The sequence below is a fragment of the Sphaerisporangium viridialbum genome (assembly GCF_049674955.1).
GTDB classification, from domain to species: domain Bacteria; phylum Actinomycetota; class Actinomycetes; order Streptosporangiales; family Streptosporangiaceae; genus Sphaerisporangium; species Sphaerisporangium viridialbum.
This window is the reverse complement of the sequence record NZ_CP187232.1, coordinates 4,063,576-4,087,571: the sequence shown is the minus strand read 5'-3', so window position 1 is coordinate 4,087,571 and position 23,996 is coordinate 4,063,576. Positions and strand designations below refer to the sequence as shown.

Annotated in this window: 22 protein-coding genes; 5 read left to right on the top strand and 17 right to left on the bottom strand. The window is 69.3% G+C overall.

Annotation, left to right across the window (positions count from 1 at the left end; translation table 11 throughout):
* Positions 1–52: 52 nt before the first annotated feature.
* The 6 genes from ACOZ38_RS18130 to ACOZ38_RS18105 all read right to left on the bottom strand — a co-directional run bounded on the left by ACOZ38_RS18130 (position 53) and on the right by ACOZ38_RS18105 (position 6,258).
* The gene (locus ACOZ38_RS18130; protein ID WP_424532031.1) at positions 53–796 is read right to left on the bottom strand and encodes an SDR family NAD(P)-dependent oxidoreductase; all 744 of its coding nucleotides are present in this window, start codon (positions 794–796) and stop codon (positions 53–55) included.
* A gap of 30 nt (positions 797–826) precedes the next feature.
* The gene (locus tag ACOZ38_RS18125) at positions 827–1,684 is read right to left on the bottom strand and encodes an ABC transporter permease (protein ID WP_424532030.1); all 858 of its coding nucleotides are present in this window, start codon (positions 1,682–1,684) and stop codon (positions 827–829) included.
* 5 nt (positions 1,685–1,689) lie between these two features.
* Entirely contained in the window at positions 1,690–2,634 is a 945-nt protein-coding gene (locus tag ACOZ38_RS18120; RefSeq protein ID WP_424532029.1) for an ABC transporter permease, read from the bottom strand.
* Positions 2,631–3,713: an ABC transporter ATP-binding protein gene (locus tag ACOZ38_RS18115; protein ID WP_424532027.1), complete on the bottom strand. Its 1,083-nt coding sequence runs from the start codon at positions 3,711–3,713 to the stop codon at positions 2,631–2,633. Before ACOZ38_RS18115 ends, ACOZ38_RS18120 begins: the two co-directional genes overlap by 4 nt.
* 76 nt (positions 3,714–3,789) lie before the next feature.
* Positions 3,790–4,998 (bottom strand): extracellular solute-binding protein, encoded by a 1,209-nt coding sequence (locus ACOZ38_RS18110; RefSeq protein WP_424532026.1) that lies wholly within the window; start codon positions 4,996–4,998, stop codon positions 3,790–3,792.
* Between the two features lie 144 nt (positions 4,999–5,142).
* Positions 5,143–6,258 carry a C45 family autoproteolytic acyltransferase/hydolase gene (locus tag ACOZ38_RS18105; protein WP_424532024.1) on the bottom strand — a complete coding sequence of 372 codons (1,116 nt, stop codon included), beginning with the start codon at positions 6,256–6,258 and terminating at the stop codon, positions 5,143–5,145.
* A 386-nt stretch (positions 6,259–6,644) separates the two neighbouring features.
* Between ACOZ38_RS18105 and ACOZ38_RS18100 the strand changes: the two genes are divergently transcribed.
* The gene (locus tag ACOZ38_RS18100; protein ID WP_424532022.1) at positions 6,645–7,403 is read left to right on the top strand and encodes a cupin domain-containing protein; all 759 of its coding nucleotides are present in this window, start codon (positions 6,645–6,647) and stop codon (positions 7,401–7,403) included.
* Between the two features lie 93 nt (positions 7,404–7,496).
* Here the strand turns inward: ACOZ38_RS18100 and ACOZ38_RS18095 are convergent, their stop codons facing one another.
* The 5 genes from ACOZ38_RS18095 to ACOZ38_RS18075 all read right to left on the bottom strand — a co-directional run bounded on the left by ACOZ38_RS18095 (position 7,497) and on the right by ACOZ38_RS18075 (position 12,413).
* A complete protein-coding gene (locus tag ACOZ38_RS18095; protein ID WP_424532021.1) occupies positions 7,497–8,780 on the bottom strand; it encodes an amidohydrolase family protein in 1,284 nt (427 codons plus the stop codon).
* A complete protein-coding gene (locus ACOZ38_RS18090) occupies positions 8,777–9,448 on the bottom strand; it encodes an aspartate/glutamate racemase family protein (RefSeq protein WP_424532020.1) in 672 nt (223 codons plus the stop codon). Before ACOZ38_RS18090 ends, ACOZ38_RS18095 begins: the two co-directional genes overlap by 4 nt.
* Positions 9,449–9,451: 3 nt before the next feature.
* Positions 9,452–10,084: an aldolase gene (locus tag ACOZ38_RS18085; RefSeq protein ID WP_424532018.1), complete on the bottom strand. Its 633-nt coding sequence runs from the start codon at positions 10,082–10,084 to the stop codon at positions 9,452–9,454.
* Positions 10,081–11,343 carry a 3-oxo-tetronate kinase gene (otnK, locus tag ACOZ38_RS18080; protein WP_424532017.1) on the bottom strand — a complete coding sequence of 421 codons (1,263 nt, stop codon included), beginning with the start codon at positions 11,341–11,343 and terminating at the stop codon, positions 10,081–10,083. Before otnK ends, ACOZ38_RS18085 begins: the two co-directional genes overlap by 4 nt.
* 380 nt (positions 11,344–11,723) lie before the next feature.
* Positions 11,724–12,413 carry a FadR/GntR family transcriptional regulator gene (locus ACOZ38_RS18075; protein WP_424532015.1) on the bottom strand — a complete coding sequence of 230 codons (690 nt, stop codon included), beginning with the start codon at positions 12,411–12,413 and terminating at the stop codon, positions 11,724–11,726.
* Positions 12,414–12,672: 259 nt separating this feature from the next.
* Here ACOZ38_RS18075 and ACOZ38_RS18070 point away from each other — a divergent pair, with 259 nt between their 5' ends.
* From ACOZ38_RS18070 to ACOZ38_RS18060, 3 genes are all read left to right on the top strand, one after another.
* Positions 12,673–13,083, top strand: coding sequence for a DJ-1/PfpI family protein (locus ACOZ38_RS18070; protein WP_424532013.1), 411 nt, complete (start codon positions 12,673–12,675; stop codon positions 13,081–13,083).
* An 89-nt stretch (positions 13,084–13,172) separates the two neighbouring features.
* On the top strand, positions 13,173–14,213 hold the full coding sequence (locus ACOZ38_RS18065; protein ID WP_424532011.1) for a phosphotriesterase family protein: 1,041 nt from the start codon (positions 13,173–13,175) through the stop codon (positions 14,211–14,213).
* A 40-nt stretch (positions 14,214–14,253) separates the two neighbouring features.
* The gene (locus tag ACOZ38_RS18060) at positions 14,254–14,907 is read left to right on the top strand and encodes a type 1 glutamine amidotransferase domain-containing protein (protein WP_424532008.1); all 654 of its coding nucleotides are present in this window, start codon (positions 14,254–14,256) and stop codon (positions 14,905–14,907) included.
* Between the two features lie 82 nt (positions 14,908–14,989).
* Here ACOZ38_RS18060 and cydB read toward each other — a convergent pair whose 3' ends face one another.
* Both cydB and ACOZ38_RS18050 read right to left on the bottom strand, forming a co-directional pair.
* Positions 14,990–15,961, bottom strand: coding sequence for a cytochrome d ubiquinol oxidase subunit II (gene cydB, locus ACOZ38_RS18055; protein ID WP_424532006.1), 972 nt, complete (start codon positions 15,959–15,961; stop codon positions 14,990–14,992).
* A gap of 12 nt (positions 15,962–15,973) precedes the next feature.
* Positions 15,974–17,353, bottom strand: a complete 1,380-nt coding sequence (locus tag ACOZ38_RS18050; protein ID WP_424532004.1) for a cytochrome ubiquinol oxidase subunit I — start codon at positions 17,351–17,353, stop codon at positions 15,974–15,976.
* 317 nt (positions 17,354–17,670) lie between these two features.
* On the opposite strand from ACOZ38_RS18050, the gene ACOZ38_RS18045 reads away from it, so the two are divergent.
* Positions 17,671–20,289: a GNAT family N-acetyltransferase gene (locus tag ACOZ38_RS18045; protein WP_424532002.1), complete on the top strand. Its 2,619-nt coding sequence runs from the start codon at positions 17,671–17,673 to the stop codon at positions 20,287–20,289.
* Positions 20,290–20,326: 37 nt separating this feature from the next.
* Here ACOZ38_RS18045 and ACOZ38_RS18040 read toward each other — a convergent pair whose 3' ends face one another.
* The 4 genes from ACOZ38_RS18040 to ACOZ38_RS18025 all read right to left on the bottom strand — a co-directional run bounded on the left by ACOZ38_RS18040 (position 20,327) and on the right by ACOZ38_RS18025 (position 23,846).
* Positions 20,327–22,309: a heavy metal translocating P-type ATPase gene (locus ACOZ38_RS18040; protein ID WP_424532001.1), complete on the bottom strand. Its 1,983-nt coding sequence runs from the start codon at positions 22,307–22,309 to the stop codon at positions 20,327–20,329.
* Positions 22,306–22,719, bottom strand: coding sequence for an ArsR/SmtB family transcription factor (locus tag ACOZ38_RS18035; protein WP_424531999.1), 414 nt, complete (start codon positions 22,717–22,719; stop codon positions 22,306–22,308). The genes ACOZ38_RS18040 and ACOZ38_RS18035 overlap by 4 nt, the downstream gene beginning before the upstream one ends.
* Before the next feature lie 189 nt (positions 22,720–22,908).
* Positions 22,909–23,658, bottom strand: a complete 750-nt coding sequence (locus tag ACOZ38_RS18030) for a phosphatase PAP2 family protein (RefSeq protein ID WP_424531997.1) — start codon at positions 23,656–23,658, stop codon at positions 22,909–22,911.
* 44 nt (positions 23,659–23,702) lie between these two features.
* Entirely contained in the window at positions 23,703–23,846 is a 144-nt protein-coding gene (locus ACOZ38_RS18025; RefSeq protein WP_424531995.1) for a hypothetical protein, read from the bottom strand.
* Positions 23,847–23,996 lie beyond the last annotated feature (150 nt).

The window sequence follows — 23,996 nt, the reverse complement described above, 5'->3', positions numbered from 1 at the left end:
CCGGCCGGCGACAACGCAGGTTCCTATCCGCACGACAGAACCTCGGTTCTCGTCACCATGACAGCAGCCCGCCGTCCACCACGATCGCCTGACCGGTCACATAGGCGGCCTCCGGGGAGAGCAGAAAGGCCATCATCGCCGCCACCTCATCGGCGTCGCCCTGGCGGCCGAGCGGAATCCTGGCCTCCAGCGCGCTGACCGCCGCATCGCGGTCGGTGGAATGCTTCCAGTGCGCGTCGTTGAACGGGGTGTCGATCCAACCAGGGCACACGCAGTTGACGCACACCCCCAGCGCACCCCACTCGACCGCCATGGCCCTCGTCATGCTCACGATCGCCCCCTTGGACGCGGCGTAGGCGAAGGAGCCGAAGCCGCCCCGGAACGCGGCGGTCGAGCCGGTGAAGACGATCCGCGGCGCGGCGGACCTGCTCAGTGGCTCGATCGCGGCCTGGGCCAGCAGGAACGCCGAACGGATGTTCAGGTCCATCGTCGCGGTCCAGTCTTCCAGGGGGTACCGGGCGACGGGCGCCTCGCGCAACAGCCCCGTGGTGGTCAGGAGCCCGTCGAGTCCGCCGAGCCGCGCACAGGCCTCGTCCACCACCTTCCGGGCCGCGTCCACATCGGACAGGTCGTGCTCGCCGATGACGAGCCGGCCGGGCGCTTCCTCGCCGGACAGCTCGTCAGCGGCCGCCATGTTGATGTCGGCGAGGTACACGTCGTCACCTCGGTTCCGTAGCCGGCGTACGCAGGCACGTCCGATTCCCGTCGCGCCTCCGGCGACGATGACCACGGGCATGTTGACCTCCTCGTTGGGAACTGGCGTGGACTAGTCGTCGTCGCGCGAGTGCGTCACCATCTGGCCGGGGCTGACGAAACGCAGTGCGATGAACAGAAGGATCAGGCAGGTCAGCATGTAGACGACCGACATCGCGTCGATCGACTGCTGCGGGCGGAAACCCGGCGTCCAGAGCGCCGAGTACAGGGCGACGACGAGAGTCTCGCTTCCGGGACCGGAATTGAAGAAGGTCAGTTCGAAACTGCCCACGGTGTGGATCAACGTCAGCAGCCCCGATGCCAGGATTCCGGGCAGCAGCAGAGGCACGAGTACCCGCCGGATCGTCTGCGGGCCGTTCGCGCCACAGGACCGCGCGGCCCGCTCCAGGTTGGGGTCGAGCTGCTGGACGTACGGGATCATCAAAAGGACCACGAGCGGCACGGAAGGCACCAGGTTGGCGACGATCACACCGGACAGATGGCCGCCGATGCCAATCCGGTACAGCAGTGTCGCGAGCGGTAGACCGTACGTGACCGGTGGCAGCATCAACGGCAACAGGAAGGAAAGGATCACCAGCTTCTTGCCGGGGAAGTTCCCTCGGGCCAGCACGTACGCGGCCGGCGCACCGATGATCACGGCCAGCGCCGCCACGGCGACCGCGACGACGACGGTTATCACCAAGACCTGCGAGAGGTTGTACTCGGTCCACGACGACTTGTAGTAGTCCATCGTGTACCCGTTCGGCAGCCAGCCGGAGAACCACTGCCGGCCGAAGGAGTTGACCGTGACCGAGGCGACGAGCCCGGCGATGTTGATGATGAAGACGGCGACCAGCGCACGGTAGAGCCAGCGCGGCGTGGCGCCGGCCCATGCGCGACGGGGGCGGCTCCGCATAGCGGTGTCGGACATCCCGATCACCCTTTCTGGCCGGCGCTCGGGCCCGTGTACAGGCGTGACCGCAGGAGCAGGATCGTGCCGACGATGAGGATCTGGACCAGGGCGGAGATGACCACCATCGCCATCGCCATCGAGTAGTCCAGGCTCCGATACGCCTGGAAGTAGGCCTCGACCGAGATGACGTGGGTCGAACCGGCGGGGTCGCCCACCAGAGTGGCACTCGCGAACACCGAGAACCCGAGGACGAAGGTCAGGCAGAAGACCACGATCACCCCCGGAGCCCACAGAGGTAGCAGGATCCGCCGGAATCGGGTCCATGGGTTCGCGCCCAGTGACGCGGCGGCCCGCTCGTACAGGGTGTCGATGCCCGCGAGATGGCTCATGGTCAGGAGGAAGGCGAACGGCAGCCCCGTGATGACCATCGCTATCACGACGGCGATGTAGTTGTGCAGCAACGGAAGGGGCTGGTCGATCAGCCCGATCGCCATCAGCAACTCGTTGAGCCAGCCCTTGGGCGACAGGTAGGCGATCATCCCGCTGGAGACGAGCACGTTGCCGAGAGTCATCGGGATCAGGAAGGCCGTCGACAGGATCTTCTTCTGCCGTCCGGCGCCGCGCAGCGGGTAGGCGAAGACCATCGCCGCCGCCGTGTTGACCACCGCGACGACCACCGCGATCCGCAGGGTCTTCCATACCGTTTCGCGCAGATACGGGTCTTCGAAGAAGCGCTGGTAGCTGGCGAACGTCCCGCCTTCGCCCGGAGTCAGCGACAAGCTGATCCCGTAGGCGATCGGGTAGAGAAACAGCACCCCGACCAGCGCCACCGCCGGCAGTAGTGCCAGCAGCCCCCACCGGATGCCCTTACGTCGCATCCACGCCCGCCGGCGCTCGCCCGGGGTGAACGTGTCCTCAGGCGGGGCCGCGCCGCCGTGCGCGGGCGACTTGTCCACGGTCGTCGTCATGACAGCGCACTCGGCTCGAGGATCGCGTGCTCGCCGTCGGCAGCACCCCCCACCGAGGAGGTGGACTCCTCCGCGATGCCGAACGCCCGGACGCCCGCCGCGGGGATCGACAGCTTCAGCACCGTTCCCGGCTCCGGCCTCACCGGTGTTCGCACGAACAGCGTCGACCCGTCCGGCAGTTCGGCCTGTACGGTGAAGTCCCGGCCGTGGTACTGCGCGGCTCGCGCCACCGCCTCGAACTCGTTCGCACCGGAGGTGGTTCCCGAGACGCCCACCTCCTCTGGCCGGATCCGCAACGACACGAGCTGTCCGGGCCGGAGTTCGGCGCTCGAGGTGGCGCGCAGCTTCAGGCCATGCCCCTCGACGACCGGCTCACGACCGTTCCCGGCCACCACGCGCGCCTGCAGCCGGTTGCGGTAGCCGACGAAGTCGGCGACGTACTCCGCTTCGGGCTCGCTGTAGATCTGCTTCGGCGTCCCGTCCTGCACGGTCTTTCCGGCACGCAGGACGATGATCCGGTCGGCGATCGACAGCGCCTCCTCCTGGTCGTGCGTGACGTAGACGGTGGTCAGCCCCAGCTCGTCATGCAGTCGCCGGATCTCAGAACGCATCTCGAACCGGAGCTTCGCGTCGAGATTGGACAGCGGCTCGTCCATCAGCATGATCGACGGACGCGGCGCGAGCGCCCGGGCGATGGCGACCCGCTGTTGCTGGCCACCGGAGAGCCGGCCAGGGATGCTGTCGCCGTGGTCGGACAACTGAACCAGCTCCAGCGCCCACTTCACCCGCTCACGGACCTCATGCCTGGCCATCTTCCGGACCTCGAGTCCGAACGCGACGTTCTTGGCGACGGTCAGGTGTGGAAAGAGGGCGTAGTTCTGGAACACCATGCCGAAACCGCGCTTCTCCGCGGGCCGCTGGTCTATCCGCTCATCGTCGACCCAGAGCCGGCCGCCGGTGGCCGTGACATGTCCGGCAAGGCAACCGAGCAGGGTGGATTTCCCACAGCCGGACGGACCCAGCAACGCGGTGAACTCGCCGGCCTTGATCGTCGCGGTCATCGCGTCCAGCGCGACCACGGTACCGTTGTAGACACAGGTCAGGCCCTCGAGCCTAAGCTCGCCGAACTCACCGCGTCGCTGGGCTGTTCTCACGTCACATACCACCAATGAGTCGGTTCCACTTGTCGTACGCGGCGACGAGGACCGCCGGCGGCAGCGGGTCCGCGCCCGGATACTTGTTGATGTAGTCCTCGTAGTCGGGAACGCCGTACTTCTTGTTGAGTTCGGCCATCTCCGGAGGCGCCATGTCGACGGTGATGTCCTTGATCGCCGGCCCCGGGTAGACGTACCCGTGGTCGAAGGTCATGGCCTGCTGCGCGGGCTCCAACATGAATCCGAGCAGGCGCAGCGACACGGCGAGCTGGTCCTTCGAGACACCGCGCGGGATCGCCACCGATCCACCGGACAGGATGAAGTTCGTGCCTTCGAGGACGGTGAACTTGGCGGACTCGGGGATGAGCTTGTCCGCCCGGGGCTGGACGTGCCACCCGAAGGTGGACGGCACCAGCTTCACCGTTCCGTTGGCGAGGTTGGCGAACGTCTCACTGGTCTTGGCCGGGTAGCTGTTGACGTACTTGCCGAGTTCCTTGAGGTAGTCCCAGGTCTTGTCCCAGCCATGTTCGGGATCCCTCGGGTCGGAATCGCCCAACTGGTAGGGAAGACCCTGCAGGAAGGCCGAACCTGGCCCGGAGTTCGCGACGGAGGCGTACTGGAACTTGCCGGGATTCCGCTTCGCCCACGCCAGCAGTTCCTGCGCGGTCTTCGGCGGGTCGGGCAGTTCCTCCGGGAGGTACTCCAGGAGCGGGCCGTACGTCCCGGTGTCATAGATCAGTGCCTGACCCTGCGCGTTCTTCCACAGCTTCTTCGCGTTGTCCAGGTAGTTGTTCTCCAGGTCCGGCAGGTCCTCCTTGTACTCGGGCCAGAGCTTGGTGAAGAGATTCTGGCTCACGCCCGCGGCCAGCCCGTCGGGCCCCAGCAGGATGACGTCCACGCTGACCCGGCCGGCGTTCTGCTGGGCCTTGAGCTTGCCCGGCATCTCCGGCGAGGTCGTCGTGGTATAGTTGATCTTGCTTACCAGTTCGGGGTGCTTCTCCGCGAACGCCTCCATCAGCGGCTTGGCGACCGACAGCCCGCCCGCCGAGTCCAGGATCGTCAGCTCGACGGGCTTTCCGGGGGCCGCGGGGAACTTGCCGTTCGCGGCGACGGCTTCGTCGACGCTCTGCGAGGTCGGGGCGCCGCATCCCACAGCGCTCAGAACCGTGAGGCCGGCGAAGGCGACTCGCCACCCGGAGGGACGCTTCAACGTGATCTCCTGGGTCCGTGACTCGTTGATGTGGCGACCAGAACACGGACCGGCCGGACCGATGGCTCGTGAAGGGGCAACACGTCTGACTCCTATCTTTTAATATTGTCTGACAGCCTTACAGCGCACGCTTGAGCGCAGGTGCTATGCCGCCGAGACGGTGTGCTGACGCCATCGCGTCGTACAGGGGTTACCGGCGCCGTACTGGATGACGCCGCGGTCGAGCTGGATGATGACGCCGGCGATCGTGCACGTCCGCTCCTCGGGGGCGAGCGAGGGATCGGGGTGCTGGCAGATGCTGCCGGGCCAGTCCTGGTGGTCGGACAAAGCGTCCTTGATCTCCTCGACCGTGCGCACACGATGGTCCCTGAGTCGCAGCTCGATGTTGCGGTGGCGGTCGACCGTGTGCGGCTTCTTCGTGACGTACCCGTCCGTCGTGGTGAGTCCGTCGGACAGGAAATGATTGGTGTGGGTCAACACTCCGTCGCTCGGAGTGAGCCGCTCCGGTGCCCCGTTTCTGGCGGTTGTCTCCAGGTCCTGGCAGAACCCGTTCCTGTCGCTGATCAGGTAGTTCGCGGACATCGCCCGGTCGGCGGTCGCGATCTGCTCGGCGCTGTCGGCCCCCGACTCGGCGTCGAGGACAGACCTGAGCAGGATGTGGTACGGGATGCCGACTCCGTCGGTGCGGATGTCACCGATGAGGGTGTTCGTGCACAGGGCGACACCGGCCGCGTTCAACCCGACCTTGGCCAGCTGCCCGGCCTCGACCACGGTCACGAAGCTCGGCGCGTCGGTCCGCCGGACGTCGAGCACGATCGTCGTCCGGCGTGCGTGCGTCAGCCAGTCCCAGTTCTGGCCGGTGACGATGCCCTGACCGGTGCGTTCTGGCATGAGCGCGAACGAGGTGCACTCCGCCGGCATCGATCGGGCGCGCCCCGGTGCGGCGGCGAACATGATCTCGCTTCGCGCGTTGAGCGCGAGGATGTCCCCCAACTCGACCCCGGCGCCCGCCGCGATGCCGGCGAGTTCCTGTCCGATGGCAGGGGAGAAATCGCCGATCGGCCGTTCGTACCTCAGGGCGAAGTCCCGTACCTGCTGCCAGTCCCAGTCGGCCATGTGCCGGAAGACCCTGCTGTAACGGCGGATCGACTCTCTGATCTCCGGCGCCGCGGCGCGGCCGTATGACTCCCCGCGTTGCCGCGGCTCGCCCTCCACGCGAATCGTGCGGAATGCGGCTATCTGTCCGGGTTCGTAGTTCAACGAGTCCACATCTTTCTGGCATCTGACAAGTCGTCTGGCTACCTGGCAGGTAACGATGGGCCCACCCGCCAGGCTTGTCAAGAGTTCGGCTTTCCTCGCTTCTCTCCCGCTTCCGGTCGCCCCCGAACAGGGAGGAGACCGTGACCGGAAGGTGGTTGCAGGCTCTGCGAGGCGTATGGCAGCATGAGAGCTGTCTGATAGCCAGGCAGGACGGGCGACGCCGCCCACATGGCTTCCGCGCATGGATTGCTTTGGGTCCGCCGGCGCGGGATCGCCGACAAGTAGAGAGAAGTGACATGACGGAGACCGGCCAAGGGAAACAGCCCCGCTTCGTGCCTTACCGGGACGCGTTGCGGCTGGTATGGGGTGACGATGAGTCAGGAAAGTTGCCGGACTGGTTCCTCGCGAGCGACGAGAAGATGAGCGTCAACATCGTGGCCATTCCGGTCGGCGGCGCCGTTCTGCACTCGGACGAGAACCGGTCGATCTTCGGATCCGACGAGTTCTTCTACGTCATCGACGGGACCATGGTGCAGTCGAATCCGACCACCGGCGAAGTCCTCGTCATCGAGGCCGGCGACGCCGCCTGGTTCCGCAAGGACACCTGGCACCACCAGTGGAACTACAGCGACACCGAGCTCCGGTTCGTGGAGTTCTTCCACCCGTCGCCCAAGACCGGAACGGGCCAGGGGTACGCGCAAACCCACGACAACGTCACCGAGTACAAGCACAAGCAGGACGAGTACATCGGCCGCTGGCCGATGGCGCGCGACGAGGCCGACGCGGCCAGGACGATGTGGGCGGCCAGGGACGCGGACATCCTGTGGCGTCTCGAAGGGCACAAGCGTGGCCGCGAGGTGCTCACCGGCGTCATGTTGAGCACCGAGAACGTGACCATCGGGAAGCAGCGCTTCCTGCCGGGCCAGCGCAGCGACGTGTTCACCCACCGTGGAGACAAGCTCTTCTTCGTCGAGGAAGGCACCGTCCACGTCGAGTTCCCGGAGACGAGAGTGTTCTTCGAGCTCGGCCCCCGGGACTCGTGCCAGATCCCGGAGGGTACCCCGCACTCGTTCTACAACGTGGCGGCCAAGGGGGCTCGCGCGGTGTTCTGCGTCGCCCCGGACTACCTGCCCGCCACCGGATGACCTGAGGTCACCGGCCCACGGGCCGGATGCGGAGCAACCGCCGGCCACCCGAGGGTGGCCGGCGGTTGCCGTATTGATGACCGACGGGAAGGGTCAGTCGCCCGCGGGTTCGCCTGGGATTACCCGCCGGCCCCGCTTGAACACGGCGACGACCCGATCGAGGTCGTCGATCGACTCGGTGGGGTTCCCCGAGACCACCAGGAGGTCGGCGTACGCGCCCGCGGCGAGCATTCCCACCTCGCCGAGGCGGCCGAGGGCGTGAGCTCCCCCGGTCGTCAACGCCGCCAGCATCTCCGCCGGCTGCCACCCGGCGAACGCGACCATCGCCCGCGCCCTGATCGTCAGGTCACGGTAGCCGGGGAACTGCCCGTACATCGAGTCCGACCCCAGGGCCACCGGCACGCCGGCCCGGGCGAGCGTCCGCCCGTTCCGCCAGATCTGGATGCGCCGGTCCACGCCGGGTGACACCCGCGGATCCGGACCGGCGGCGATGTCGAGGACATCGGCGATCGCCGGCTCGATCGGGCCGGCCAGCACGACCGATCGCCGCCGGTCGCGCAGTGCGCGCACCAGGACCGGAGGCGGCGACTGAACGCGCCCGTCCGCGTCGAGCCACGTGCAGTGTTCGATCGAGTCGACCCCGGCGGCGAGCGACACCTCGACCCCCGCGGTGCCGTGCGCGTGGGCGGCGACCCGCATTCCACGGTCGTGGGCCGCGGCCACGACCGCGGCCACCTCGGCCCGCCCCAGGTACGCGCGGCCCATGTCGGTGCCAGGGGTGAGCGACCCACCGGTCACCGCCACCTTGACGAGGTCCGCTCCTTCGCCGTGGAGACGCTCCACCGCTCGGGCCGCCTGATCGGCGCCCTGGACGGTGATGCCGAACGAGCGGAAGTGGCCGTCGGGCGAGGTGATCGGCCGGCCCGCGGCGACGATGGTGGGTCCGGCCGTCTGGTCGGCGTCGACCGCGTCGCGGAGAGCCTGGCCGAGAGTCCCGGGCGAGCCGAGATCGCGGACCGTGGTGACCCCCGACTCCAGCAGGCGGCCCGCGATGGAGCGCGCCGCCGATGCCGCCGCTGTCGTCGCGGCGGCATCGGCGGGGCCGGACCCTGCCCACGTCAGATCTCCGCCGTGTGGCAGAAGGAGATGGGTGTGGGCGTCGATCAGCCCAGGGAGCACCGTCGCCGCGGCGAAGGTGAACTCGGGACCGTCGGCGGACGGAACGCGGGCGTCGGGTCCCACCATCACGATCCTCTCGCCGCGGATCAGGATCGCCGCGCCGCGTTGGGCGACGCCCGCTCCCCGGTACAGCCACTCCGCCCGGATACGCGTGGCCGGCCCTCCGCCATCCGCCCGGTCCCGGGCAGCGGTCCTCACGACTGGAGCAGCCGGGAGGCGAGCGCCTCCAATGCCGACCGAGGGCTGGTCAGTACGGGGATTCTCGGCGCCTCACCGAGCTCCGCGACGATACGGTTCATCGATGCCTGCGCGAGCACGATGACGTCGCAACGGGGAATCAGCTCGCCCAGCGCGTCGCGCACCACCGCGTCGTGGGCGGCCAGGTCGCCGCGCACCGCGGCGTCGAACGCGCCGTCGCACAAAGTCTCGACGAGTTCGATGGACGAACCGGCCTGGTCAGCCTTGCGGCGAATCAGATCCGCGGTGGGGGCCAGCGTCGTACCGAGGGTCGCGATCACCCCGATCCGGGGGCCACGTCGTACGGCTTCGCCGGCCATCTGCTCGTCGATCCGCAACACCGGGACACCACTGAAGGGCCTGGTCTGCTCCACCGCCTGCCCGAGTGACGAGCAGGTGACCAGCACGACATCAGCGCCGCCGTCGGCCGCCGACCAGACATGCTGAAGCAGGCGCCGGGCGGTTCCGGTGCGTACGCCTCCTTCCGCTCTGGCCACCGAGAGCAGGCTGTCGTCGACGATGTGGCGCAGCTCGATCTCGCGGGGGAGCAGCTCGGCCGCCAGAGCGGTGAAGACCGAGGGCAGCGCGGTCACCGTGTGGACCATGGATATGACAGGACGGTCGGGCATGGGTCACCTGTTCGAGTCGGTCGGACGCAGGGCGCCGATCTGGTCCCTGCTCAAGGTGGAGATGTCATGGGACCGGACGGTCAGCCACAACCTGGCGGTCGCCTCGATCTCCTCGGCCGCCTCGGCCGCCTCCGCGAGCGTGACGCCGCCGGCCAGCGTGCCGTGGTGGGCGAGAATCAGGCAGCGGGACCGCGCGAGCAGCGGGCCGATCGCCTCGGCCATGGCCGGGTCCCCGGGACGGAAGTACGGCACGACCGGGAGGGTGCCCACCCGCATCACGTAGTAGGGGGTGAGCGGTGGAATCGCGTCGGACGGATCGGTGTCCCGCAACAGCGACACCGCGACGGCGCAAGTCGAATGGAGGTGGACGATGGCACGCAGTTCAGGCCGGGCGCGATACATCGCCAGGTGCAGCAGGAGTTCCTTGGTCGGTGGCGGACCCGACAGCCGGGCTCCCCTGTCGTCGACGTGTGCGAGCCCGCCCTCCGTCAGCGAGCCGAGCGCCGCGCCTGTCGGGGTGACCAGCACCCCGTTCGATGTGCGCACACTCAGGTTCCCGGTGCGGCCGTGAGCGAGTCCGCGATCGGAAAGGATCTTCGCGTGTTCGACCAGTTCCCGAGCGGCTGCCGACGTCAACGGACCACGGCCTTGAGGAAGAAGCGCGGGCCGCCGAAGTTGCCGGACTTCAACGCGAGTGCCAGCTCGACCGGGCCGACCGAGCGCATCCAGGGAACGCCCGGATCGATGGGCCCGCCCAGTTGGAGAACTCGCACACCGAGCCGCCGCAGCACCGCTCCCGAGGTCTCACCCCCGGCGACGACGAGCCGCCGTATCCCGCCATCCACCACACCGGCGGCCAGCTCGGCCAGGAACGCCTCGATGGTGGAGCCAAGTTCCGTGGACCCGGTTCCGATCGGTGGGCGGGCGTCCGCCATGCTGTGGACCAACACCGCCGGCGAGCCGGTCAGCAGCGTCAATGCCCGCGCGACCAGTTCGCCCGCGTAGTCCGCGTCGCCTCGTACCCGGGCGATGTCGAGGGCGATGGCCGGGCCGCTCTTCCGGAAGGCGGCGATCTGGTCGCGGGTGGCGTCCGAACAACTCCCCGCGACGATGAAGGTGGGACCGGTGATGGTGTCGCCGAAGTCGCCGGGGATCCCCCCGCCGGCATGCCCGCCCGGGGACGTCCGCTCCGCCCCGACCGCTGCGTGCAGACCGTTCGCGCCGATCCAGAGGGGTGCGTCGCCGATCGCGTCCGCGAGAACGAGCAGGTCGTCATGGCAGATCGCGTCCGCGACCGCGAAGCGGACACCGGCCGCGCGCAGGGCCGTCAGCCGGTCGCGTACCGCCTGGGCGCCGGCACGAACGCCGGCATGGTCCACGAGCCCGACCTCGGCGGTGGTCTGTGCCTCCAGCAACCGCACGAGGTTGGAGTCCGTCATCGGATTGAGGGGATGCCGCGCCAGCGAGGACTCCGCCAGCGGCAGGTGGCCGACGAACAGGTTTCCCTGGTAGACGGTCCGGCCGTTGGCCGGCGCGGCCGGGCAGACGAGCGTCACCTGGCTGTCCAGCGCGTCCGCGAGAGCGAGCCCGACCGGCCCGATGTTGCCGCGCCGGGTGGAATCGAAGGTCGAGCAGATCTTGAAGCCGATCCGGTGCGCGCCGAGTTCACGTAACCACGCCAGTGCCGCCAGCGATTCGGCGACCGCCTCCTCGGCCGGCACGCTGCGCGACTTGAGCGAGACGACGACGGCGTCATGCGGCGGAAGTTCGAGGTCGTGGCCGGGCACGCCCACCAGTTGGACCGTCCGCCTGCCCGCCTCGCTCAGCGCCGCGGCGACATCCGACCCGCCGGTGATGTCGTCGGCGATGATCCCGATCACCTTGGAATGACCCACACTAAGCCCCTATGGTCAGGCAGTCTGACAGGTCGAAATGTACCATGGTGGCGCGCCATTTCCAGATCGGAGCCAGTGTTGCCGGTGGTGCCTCGGGGAGCGGAATGCTCGCGGGACGTGGCCGACGTCCACCCGGCCGGCCGGATTCGGGTCCGGCACCGGCAGCTCACCGGCATGGTCGTCCCATGCGGCGCGGCGGTCAGCCGGAGAGGCGAACGGTCCCGGGCCGGCTCCCCGGCGGACACGGGCCGGGGGCGGCGACCCGCAGGCACGGTGTGCGACCGGTCGAGCGGGGACGCACGACGCGCGGCGGCTCACGCCGGAGTCTCCGGTGTTCCCCGCGGAGCGGCGGGCCGGCGAGGCGACGCCGGCCGGTCACGTCAGGTCGACGACCGGGCGATCCCCGCTCGTTGCAGCGCGCTGACCGCGTCCTCGACCGCGCGCAGGTGGGCGACCATGGCCTCGGCGGCACGATCCGGGTCGCGATCGCGGATCGCCCGGCAGATGGCGAAATGCTCTTCCGCCGAGTGCTTCCAGCGCTTGCCGGCGACGGACAGCGCCAGAGACTGCTCCTCCAGAATCGACCGGATATCCTTGATCAACCGGGGGAAGAGGGGGTTGCCCGTCGCGGACGCGATGCCGATGTGCAGTTCGCTGTCGAGGCGCACGCGGATCGCCGGGTCCGACTCCACGGCGTACGCCTCGCAGGCCTGGACGACGACCGCGAGCTCATCATCCGAGCGACGCGTCGCGGCGAGCTTGGCCGCCGGCACCTCCAGGTGGCGGCGCACCTCATTGAGATCAGTCGACGAGTACTTCCCCAAGGTCAGCGAGCTTGAGGCCCGGTTGGAGACGACCACGGAGCCCCGGCCCGTCTGGGACTCGATGTAGCCGAACGCGCGTAGGCTGCCCAGCGCCTCACGCAGGGCGGGCCGGCTGACCCCGAACGCGCGTGACATCTCGGCCTCGGAGGGCAGCCAGTCCCCCACGGGTATCTCGCCTCGCTCGATGAGTTCGACGAGTTGGTTGCGCACGACGTCGACCGCACTGTGCCGTGCCACACGTTTCATCGCCACGAGTCTGCCCGACCGCCATTCCAGTGCCGGTGTTGACAGATTGTCAGGCTGCTCTTCCACGGCACTAGTGTGCGCCAGTCGGAGCCTGATCGCAAACGCCCGCCCGGGGCGCTCCACCGTCTTCTGCCGCGACCTTGCGAAATCTTGAACACGTCCTTCATACTAGACCTGTAAGACAACCAGTCAGCTTCTTTTTTTGATGCTCGCCCCGAAGGAATCATGCCGTATGCCGCAGCCTCGGACAGTTGTCGTCTTGTCGTTCCCTGGGTACCAGGAGATCGAGTTCTGGTACCCGGTGTTCCGCGCACGGGAGTCCGGTGCCGCCGTACATCTGGTGACGCCGACCCCGGAGGGCTGTGAGAGCTACCTCGGCTACCCCGTCGTACCTACCGCGAGCGTCGAGCAACTCGACGGGCAGACCATCGACGCCCTGATAGTGCCGGGCGCCGTGGACGGCGTGCCCGTCGCCTCGGACGGCCAGCTCTCCGCGATCCGCGGTATCTCCGTCGAGCACGGCTACCTGGTCTCCAGCGGAACCGGCACCGACCTCGTGCGTTCGCTGCTGGGCCCCGGCTTCACCAGCCCCAACTGGCTGACCGCGCCGGACGCGGACCACCTGCCCACGCTGTACCGCGACCTGTTCGGTCGCTGGTCGCCGAGCTGACGTCACATCTCGCCAGGTCGCCCGAGGTGGACCGCCGCCTGAATCGCGGGGCCCGCGGCGACCGTACTTCGGAACAGGAGACAGAACAGGTGAAGATTCTTCGAACGGTCCTTGGTGACGTGCCCGCGGAGAGCTCGGGCAGGATCCTCAGCCACGAACACCTGCTCTACGGCTATCCCGGAGCGGAGCTGGATCACCGCACGGTGCTCGACTACAGCGCTGCCGTCGACTTCGTCGCGGGCCAGGTCAAGCGCGGGATGGACGGGTACGGCTACGGGACCATCGTCGACATGACTCCGCCCGAAGTCGGCCGCCACCCGCAGTTCATGGTCGATGTGGCCAAGCAGACGGGCATGAACGTGGTCGCCATCACGGGCTTCTTCCCCGAGCGGATGGGGGTGCCGTACTACTGGCGGCGCCAGACCGTCGAGGAGCTGACCGAGTTCTTCGTCAGGGACCTCACCGAGGGGATGGTCTTCGCCTGGCAGCAGACCCCCTATCGGGCGGGCGCCATCAAGATCGCGACCGGGCAGGAGAGCGTCACGCCGATGCCGAGCCCGGTCGGACCGAACGGCCGGTACATCCACGAGGTGGAGGACCGCATCATCCGAGCCGCCGCCCGGGCCGCGACGCAGGTGGGATGTGCCATCAACACCCATATCGACCCCATGGACTTCGAGGTGACCAACCCCGGGCGGGAGCAGCTGGAGATCCTCCTGGAGGAGGGGATGGACCCGGCGAAGGTCATCATCGGGCACGCCTTCGTCCCGCCTCAGGTCGAGATGATGCGGGAGATCCTCGAAATGGGGGGAAATGTCCAGCTCGACCACGTCGGCATCCCCTGGCGCGTCGGCAGCGCCGAGGAGCTGGACGAGGCCATGGCGGACGCCCTGGTGACCCTGATCGACGAGGGACACCTCGAGAAGGTGGTGATCTCGTTCGACCGCTGGTTCTTCAACCCGCGGGCGGGGGTCACCGAGATCGACCCTCAGCTGCTCAACGAGAAGGTCGACCTCGGCTACATGTTCACCAGCTTCGTCCCCCGCCTGAAAGGCAAGGGCGTCACCGACGAGCAGCTCGACGCGTTGATGATTCACAACCCGCGCCGGATCTTCGCGATCGACGCCTGAGTCACCCTGTACCTCGATCCGCCGCCCACAGAGGAAGCCCATGAGAATTCAAGATGCCCGAGTCGTCGTCCTCGTCGAGAACCTCTACCAGGAACTCGAGCTGTGGTATCCCGTCCTCCGACTTCGCGAGGCAGGCGCGCAGGTCGTGATCGCCGGGCCGGACACGGACGCGGTCTACGCGAGCAAGATCGGGTACCCGGCCCGCGCCGAGGTCAACGTCTCGGACCTCGTGGTGGAGGACATCGACGCATTGGTCGTCCCCGGCGGGTTTTCGCCCGAGTACCTGCGACGGGACCCGTCCATCGTCTCGCTCGTCCGCGAGATGGACAGGCAGGGCAAGACCATAGCGGCGATCTGCCATGCGGGATGGCTGCTGGCAACGGCCGAGATCGTCTCGGGCCGGCGCGTCACGTCGGTCGCGCCGATCCGGGACGACCTGATCCATGCCGGCGCGGACTACGTCGTCGAGCCGGTGGTGGTGGACGGGAATCTCATCACATCACCGCTGCCCGACGATCTGCCGGTGTTCGTCGCGACGATCATCGCCAAGCTGGAAGCCCAGGAGCAGCTCAACGCGCACCGTCGGCTGGTCTCGGCGCCGCACTCGCCGGTGGCCTATCACCGGCCCGCGACTCTGAAGAATCGCGCTGCCGGACCGGGGTCGGCCAACTACCGCGCCTACGCCGTGGGGTAGCCGTCGCCTGCGGAGGGGTGTCCACGCCGACTGATGCGAGCAGCGAAGGGCGACTCCGCGGTTCCGGCGGAAGACCTCCTGCTCAGCTCGCTGTGAGCCGCTTGCGGAACACCCAGTACGTCCACGCCTGGTAGGCCAGTACCACGGGCGTGAACATCCCGGCGACCCACGTCATGACGGTGAGCGTGTACGGGGTCGAGGAGGCGTTGTCGACGGTCAGGCTGTGGACGGCGTCCAGGGCGGGCATGACGTCCGGCCACAGGTTCCCGAACAGGGTCGCGGTGACCGCCACGATGGCCACCGCGTTGGCGGTGAACGCCCACCCGTCCCTGCCGCGGATCGTCGCGGCCAGTGCGCCGGAGACACCCACGGCGGCCACGGCGGCGGTGACCCAGGTGGCGGGCTTTCCGGAATCGAGCTGGGTGACCAGCAGGAACGCCCCGCCGATGACCAGGGCCAGAAGCCCGAGCCGCCGGGCCAGCCGGGCGGCGGCCTCACGCAGTTCTCCCTCGGTGCGCAGGGCCAGGAACACCGCGCCGTGCAGCGTGAACAGCGCCAGAGTGGCCGCTCCGCCGAGCAGGGCGTACGGGTTGAGCAGGTCGAGCAGCGTGCCGGCGTACTCGTGCCTGGCGTCCAGCGCGACGCCGTGGACGATGTTCGCGAAGGCGACCCCCCACAGGAACGCGGGGACGAGCGAACCCCAGAACAGGGCGCGGTCCCAGCCCCGGGTTCCGTCACTCTTGCTCCGGTACTCCAGCGCCACCCCGCGGAGGATGAGGGCCAGCAGGATGAGGAAGAGCGGCAGGTAGAAGCCGCTGAACAGGGTGGCGTACCACTCCGGGAACGCGGCGAAGGTCGCGCCACCGGCGACGAGGAGCCACACCTCGTTGCCGTCCCAGACCGGCCCGATCGAGCCGACGACCGCGCGCCGCTCGGCCTCGTCGCGTGCCACCAGGGGCAGCAGCACGCCGACGCCGAAGTCGAAGCCCTCCAGGAGGAAGTAACCCGCCCACAGGACCGCGATGAGCACGAACCAGACAGTCGTGAGTTCCATGAGCACGGGTCCTTAGTACGAGAGGGCGGGGACGGGATCGGTGGGTTCGACCTCGGGGTCGGGGCCGATCCGGATGAACTTCAGGAGCAGGCGCACCTCGATGACGGCGAGCACGGCGTAGACGAGGGTGAAGCCCACCAGCGTCAGGGCGACTTCGGGGATGTCCGAGCCGGGCGAGACGGCGGCGGCCGTGCGCATGATGCCGAAGACGGTCCACGGCTGACGGCCCATCTCGGTGAAGATCCAGCCGAGTGAGTTGGCCAGGAACGGCAGGCCGATGCCGATGACGGCCACGCGGGTGAACCAAGCGGTCGCCGGGAGCCGTCCCCGCCGGGTGAGCCACAGCCCGGCGAGCGAGAGCAGCGCCGCGAGCGCCCCGAAGCCGATCATCAGCCGGAAAGACCAGTACGCCAGGCCGACCACCGGCCGGTAGTCGCCCGGGCCGTAGAGCGCCTGGTAGCGGGCCTGGATGTCGTTGATGCCCTCGACCTTCCCGTCGGGGGCGCCGGTCGCCAGCAGGCTCAGCCCGTAGGGGATCTGGATGTTGACGTGGTTGCGGCCGTCCGCGACGTCACCGACGGCGAACAGCGAGAACCCGGCGGAGGTCTCGTCCTCCCACAACGCCTCGGCGGCGGCCATCTTCATGGGCTGCTGCCGGGTCATCACCTGTGCCTGCCAGTGGCCCGTGAGCGCGACTCCGATGGCGGCCACAAGGCTGACGGTCATCGCCAGCCGGGCCGACGCGTGGAACATCGGGACATCTCGCTTCCGGGCCAGTTGCCAGACGCTGATGCCGGCGACGAAGGCTCCGGCGGTGACGAACGCGCCGAAGATCACATGCGGGAAGGTGACCAGGGTGGTGGGGTTGGTGAGCACGGCCCAGATGTCCGTCAGCTCGGCCCGTCCGGTGACCGGGTTGAGGGAGTAGCCGACGGGGTGCTGCATCCAGGAGTTGGCGGCCAGGATGAAATAGGCGGAGATCACCGTGCCGACCCCGGCCAGCCAGATGGTCGCCAGATGCAGCCGAGGGGGCAGCCTGTCCCAGCCGAAGATCCACAGGCCCAGGAACGTCGACTCCATGAAGAAGGCGATCAACCCCTCCATGGCCAGAGGCGCGCCGAAGACATCACCGACGAACCGGGAGTAGGCGCTCCAGTTCATGCCGAACTGGAACTCCTGCACGATCCCTGTGACGACGCCCATCGCGAAGTTGATGAGGAACAGCCGCCCCCAGAAACGGGTGAGACGCAGGTAGGCGGGATTCTTCGTGCGATACCAGACGGTCTGCAGCCCGGCCACGATGAGCGAGAGCCCGATCGTCAGCGGGACGAACAAGAAGTGGTAGACGGTCGTGATGCCGAACTGCCATCGGGACAGGTCAAGGACGTCCATCAGAGCTCCGGGATTGGTAGGCGCTCCCGGAAGGGTCCGGCACCCGATGGCACCGGCCCCAGGGCCCACGGGCCTCACGCGGTGGGACCTTGGTCCCTTCGAACCCGGTGAAGTACGTCCGCGCGGGACCGGTCGTCCGGCACACGACGGCCGGCGGACCAAAGTCCCCTTCGCGAGGGCCGTCTGGCACTGCCGGCCATATGCCGGTGGACGGGACGGTGGCGGTGGACTTCCGAAGGATGACGATGACCGCTTCAGGACCGGGCACGTGCCGACCCGGGCACCTCGTCGTCCTGCCACCGAATTGGAGACCTGTCATGTCCGAGGAATGCGACGTCCTGCTCCGTGACGGCGGCATCGCCCACGTGCGCCCGCTCGCGCCCGGCGATCTCGCCGCCCTCCGGGAACTCGTCGACAGCACGTCGGAGCGTTCCGCCTACCTCCGGTTCTTCACCGGTGGCCGGGCGACGGCGCACGCCCACATGGACCGGATCACCGGCCCGGACCAGGAGGGCCTGGTGTTGATGGCGACCGTCCACGACCGGGCGGCCGCCGTGGCGGAGTACACGCCTACGGCCGGCCCGGGTGTCGCGGAGATGGCGATCCTGATCGATGACGCCGCCCAGGGACTGGGGCTCGGCACGCTGCTGCTGGAACACCTGGCCATGCGGGCCGCGGCCGACGGCATACGGCAGCTGACCGGCGAGGTGCTCGCCGAGAACCATGCGATGCTGGCTCTGCTCCATGATCTCGGGCTGCCGGTGGACCTGCGTTTCGACGGCGCCCTGGTACATCTGCGCATCGACCTGGAACCCGGTGGCCGGCTGGTGGAGAGTGTGGCGGCCCGTGACCACGAGGCCGAACGGGCATCACTGACACGCGTGCTGACCCCGGCGTCCATAGCGGTGGTGGGCGCGGGCCGCGACCCGTCGGGGACCGGGCACAAGGTGCTGCGCAACCTGATCGACGGCGGTTTCCCCGGCCCCGTCCATCCGGTGAATCCAAAGGCGACGCAGGTGGCGGGGATCCAGGCCTATCCGAACGTGCGCGCCGTCCCCGGACCTGTCGACCTGGCCGTGGTCGCCGTGCCCGCGCAGGCCGTCCTAGGTGTGGCACGGGACTGTGCGGCAGCCGGCGTTAAAGGTCTCGTGGTCCTGACGGCCGGGTTCGCCGAGAACGGCGGCCGGGACGCCGAGCGGAAACTGGTGGCGATCTGCCGGTCCGCGGGCATGCGCATGGTCGGCCCCAACTGCCTGGGGATCGTCAACACCTCGGCCCGGATGAACGCCAGCTTCCTCCCCCAGGAAATGACCGAGGGGCACATCGCCGTGCTGTCCCAGTCGGGTGCGGTCGGCGCGGCCCTGCTGGAACGGCTGCCCATCTCCTCGTTCGTCTCGGTGGGCAACAAGGCCGACGTGAGCGGCAACGACCTGCTCGAATACTGGGAGGACGACGAGGCCACCCGCGTCGTCGCGCTCTACCTGGAATCGTTCGGCAATCCGCGCAAGTTCGCCAGGATCGCCGCACGTGTCGGCCGCCGTAAGCCGGTACTGCTGGTCAAGAGCGGCCGCTCCGGGGCCGGTGACCGCGCGGTGCGCTCGCACACCGCGGCCGCCGCCACACCCGACGTCGCCGTGGACGCCCTCGTGCGCGCGGCCGGAGTGATCCGCCTGGACAGCGTGCGCGACATGCTCGACATCGCCAGGCTGCTGGCCGCCCAGCCGCTGCCCGCCGGCCGCAGGGTCGCCATCGTCGGCAACTCCGGCGGCCCGGAGGCGATGACCGCCGATGCCTGCGAGGGCAACGGCCTGATCGTCCCCGAGCTCACGCCCTCACCCCGGTTCGCCGCACGGGTGTCACCCTCGGCCGCGCTCGGAAACCCGGTGGACCTCACCGCCGACGCCTCGGCCGAGCAGATCGGCCTGGCCGTCGAGGAGCTCCTGCGCGAACCGGACGTCGACTCCATCCTGGTCGTCTACACACCGCCGTTCGGGTCCGGCCTGGAGGCGACCGAGAAGGCGATCGCCGAGGCGACGCGGACGGCGGCGAAGCCTGTGGTGGCCTGTGTGATGGGCCAGGACGGCGTCATCGACGACCGCATCCCCGTCTACGCCTTCCCCGAGCAGGCCGTCCACGCACTGGCCCGCGCCGCCGCCTACGCCGAATGGCTGCGTACGCGGGTGGAACGCACCGAGCCCACCGGCCGCGAGGGCGACCGGCGCGCCATGGAGATCGTCCGATCCGAACTCGCCGCCCGGCCGGACGGTGGCTGGCTCGACCCGGCCACCACCGAACGGCTGCTGCGCTGCTACGACGTGAGCATCGCCGAGTCGATCGACGTGGACGACCCGCAAGGTGCCGCCGAGGCCGCGGCCGCGCTCGGGCTACCCGTCGTGCTCAAGGCGACCGGACCCGTGCACAAGAGCGACGTCGGCGGCGTCCGGACCGGACTCACCACGCCCGCGGCGGTGCGGCAGGCCTACCTCGACATGAAGGCGGCCGTCGGGACCACCATGACCGGCGCGATCGTGCAGCGCATGGTCCCCGAAGGCGTCGAGATCATCGTGGGCGGAGTCAACTATCCCGCGTTCGGCCCGCTCGTCATGGTGGGCATGGGCGGCGTCACCGCCGACCTGCTGGCCGACCGCGCCTTCCGGGTGCCGCCGCTCACCGTGGACACCGCCGCCGAGATGATCGCCGACCTTCGCTGCTCGCCCTTGCTCTACGGCTACCGCGGCCGGCCGAAGGCCGACGTCGGAGCGCTCGCCGGCCAGATCACCCGCGTCGGCCGTCTGCTCGACGCCCTCCCCGAAGTAGCCGAGCTCGACCTCAACCCCGTCATTGTCACCCCCGGTGGCGCGATCGCCGTGGACGCCCGCGTCCGCCTGGCCCCATGCACCCCTTCGCCATCGCCGTACACCCGTCAGCTCCGCTGACGACGGCTCATCCCCGGGGCGGGGCCGGTCATGGCGGTCAGATCCCCGCCGGCTGAGCGGCGTACGGCTGCTGTGCGGCGGCCGGGGCGGGCGGGGCGGGCGGGGCGGGCGGCAGAGCCTTGGCGCGGCCCGCGCGGACACCGTTGGCGATGACGAAGATCTCGGCCAGCTCATGCAGCAAGACGACGGCGGCCAGGCCGAGCACGCCGAAGGCGGCCAGCGGGATCAGCACGGTGATCAGGCCGAGGGACAGGCCGACGTTCTGCAGCATGATCGCCCGGGAGCGGCGGGCGTGCTCCATGGCCTGGGGCAGGTGACGCAGGTCCTCGCCCATCAGCGCGACGTCGGCGGTTTCGATGGCCACGTCGGTGCCCATCGCGCCCATGGCGATGCCGACGTCGGCGGTGGCCAGGGCGGGGGCGTCGTTGACGCCGTCGCCGACCATCGCGGTCGGCCGTGCCTGGCGGAGCCGGGCGATGATGGCCGACTTGTCCTCGGGCAGCAGTTCGGCGCGCACTTGGTCGATCCCGGCATGGGCGGCCAGGGCGGCGGCGGTGGCGGCGTTGTCGCCGGTGAGCATGGCCACCTCGTAGCCGTCGGCGCGCAGCCGGGCCACGACTTCGGCGGCTTCGGGGCGCAAGTCGTCGCGGACGGCGACGGCGCCGATCACCGCCCCGTCGTGCTCAATGACAACGGCGGTCGCGCCGGCTTCCTGCATCGCGGTCACCTGGGCGGCCAAAGGTCCGGCGTCGATCCAGCCGGGGCGGCCGAGCCGGGCAGGCCGGCCGTCCACCGTGCCGGTCAGGCCGGCGCCGGTGACCGCCTCCACGCTGGTGGCGGGGCCAGGGTCGGGGTGGGCGGCCAGGATGGCGCGGGCGAGGGGGTGCTCACTTTGGGCTTCCAGCGCCGCGGCGACGGCCAGCACCTCGTTCTCGCTGTGGCCGGGCGTGGTGGCCACTTCGATAACGGCGGGCTGGTTGCGGGTCAGGGTGCCGGTCTTGTCCAGGGCGATCGCGCGGATGCGGCCGAGGGCTTCCAGCGCGGCGCCGCCCTTGACCAGTACGCCCAGGCGGGAGGCGGCGCCGATGGCGGCGACCACGGTGACCGGCACGCTGATGGCCAGCGCGCACGGCGAGGCGGCCACGAGCACGACCAGGGCGCGTTCGATCCAGGTCAGCGCATCCCCGGCCAGGCTGCCGATGAGGGCGATGGCGGCGGCGAGGATCATGATGCCGGGCACCAGCGGTTGGGCGATGCGGTCGGCCAGGCGCTGGGCGGTGCCCTTGCGGGACTGCTCGGCCTCCACGATGGCCACGATCTTGGCCAGGGAGTTGTTCGCGGCGGTGGCGGTGACCTCGACCTCGAGTACGCCGGTGCCGTTGATCGATCCCGCATACACGCTCTGCCCGGGTTCGGCCTCGACGGGGACCGATTCGCCGGTCAGCGCGGAGACGTCCAGGGTGGTGCGGCCGGTGCGGATCACGCCGTCGGTGGCCAGCCGCTCGCCGGGCCGTACCAGCAGCACCTCACCCAGGCGCAGCTCGGCCGGGTCCACGCTCACCTGGGCGCCGTCGCGCAGCACGGTGGCCGTCTCCGGCACCAGCGCCAGCAGCGCGCGCAGCCCGCGCCGGGTGCGCACCAGCGCGTACTCCTCCAGCCCTTCGCTGATGGAGTACAGGAACGCCAGCATGGCGGCCTCGGCGACCTCCCCAAGGATGACCGCGCCGACGGCGGCGATCGTCATCAGCGTGCCGACGCCGATCTTGCCCTTGGCCAGCCGTCGCAGCGTGCCGGGCACGAATGTCCAGCCGCCGATCGCCAGCGCGAGTCCGTTCAGGCCGATCGTGATCGGCGCGCTCGCCCCGGCCAGGCCCGCCAGCCACCCGGCGAGCAGGAACACCCCGGCCGCGCCGGCGAACTGCAGCTCGCGCACCTGCCACAGCTGTTCCGGCTCCCGCTCTTCGGCCTCGTCCTGCCCGGCCGGCTGCGGATCTGCGCTGCATCCGCACGCATCACTCATCGCCCCGCCTCCTCGATCTGCTGGTGAACCTGGCCGGCTGCCTGGCTGGCGGGGGTGCCGTAGGTGGGGCAAAGCTCGACCGCGTGCCCGGTGGCGGCCAGCAGCTGCTCGGCGGAGGCGAGCAGGTCCATCAGCTCCGGCCGGGTCAGCGCGTAGAACGACTGGCGGCCCTCGGCGCGGTAGTCGACCAGGCCGCAGTCACGCAGGCAGGCCAGGTGCTTGGACACCGTTGACTGGGCCAGCCCGAGCTGGGTGGTCAGGTCCACCACCCGGGCCTCGCCGCAGGCCAGCCGCTGCACGATGCGCAGCCGGGTCTCATCGGCCAGCGAATGAAACAGCGCCGCCGCGGGCAGCAGACCCGCCGCGATGTCGGCGTTCACGCACGGCCCACCATCGTCATTCATCGCCATACTGTGATGATAGCTTGAATTTGTGATCGGTTGCTATGGGGTCCCGGAAGCGACCGCCTGCCAGGGCCGCCGCTGGTCCTCCGCAGGTCCCCCGGGTCCGCGTGGCCCCCGTGAGGCCCGCTCATCTCGCATAGCCGCAGCGAAGGAAGAGACGCCGCATTCTGATGAACCAGCTCGAGACCCTCGCGGTCAACAATCCGGCACGTCGCGCTCTGCAACGCTGGTACGAAAAGCCCGCTCCTCGTGCGCCTGGGCGGCCGCACCTCCGGCGCCCGGGTGGCCGAGATCGGCTGCGGCAACGGTTGTGGCACCAAGCTGATCCTGGAGAAGTTCGGTGCCGCCCGCCGGGGTGCCGGCTGCGCAGCGTGCAAGCCAGCAACCCAGCCAGCCGAGCAGGACGCCTAGCGCCCACCCGGCGATCGCATCGGAAGGCCAGTGGTAGCCCAACGTCACCACCGCGACCGCGACAAGGATCGCCCATCCGTACGCGGCCAGGGTCAGCCAGGTCGGCGCGGCCAGCACACCAACGATGAACACCAGGCAGGCCGCGGCGTTGGCCGCGTGACCTGAGGGAAAGGACACGCCCCCGGCGAAGAGCAGGTCCGCGCCCCGCAACGGAGCCGTCCGTCCGGCGGCCACCTGCATCCCGCGGATCACCAATTCGGTGCCCACCAGCCAAAGCCCGCCCACCAGCAGCACGTGCAGGCTCCGCGCACGCCAAGCCGCCCAGGCCACGGCCAGCGCGGCGGCCGAGCCCACCAGCCAGTACTGACCACCCATAACAAGCACCCGCCACAGCGTGTGCCAAAGGCCCGAGCGCGGCGGCAGCCCGTCACGGAATACCCCACGATCACCGATATGCGCCCCGCCGAAGGCGAGCACATCCGCAACAGTGAGCATGAGCAGCAGCACAGCCAGGCCGGGAACCGTCAACCGCACGCCCACACCAACCCGCCGCGCCCAACCCGTTCGCCGTCCCGCGATCAAAAGATCGCGCCCAGCACGCCGGACTCGATCACGATGAGCGAGCCAATGAGCGTGAACACCGTCAAGACGACCAAGCCGTTGATGTTCCTACCAGCGAGCATGCCCGCCGCCGCGGCAATTGTGCCAAGGAGTCCCTTCACAGCGGCCAAGCTACCCCCGACCCGGCATAGGTGAAGGACAGCGAACTGGGTGTTGACTCCAACCACCTTCTGGACGACCCAGCCGCATCGGCCTGGTCGCCTTCGGCCCGCGCCTGCTCACCATCAGCGGTTGACCCGGCCCTGCCGGGC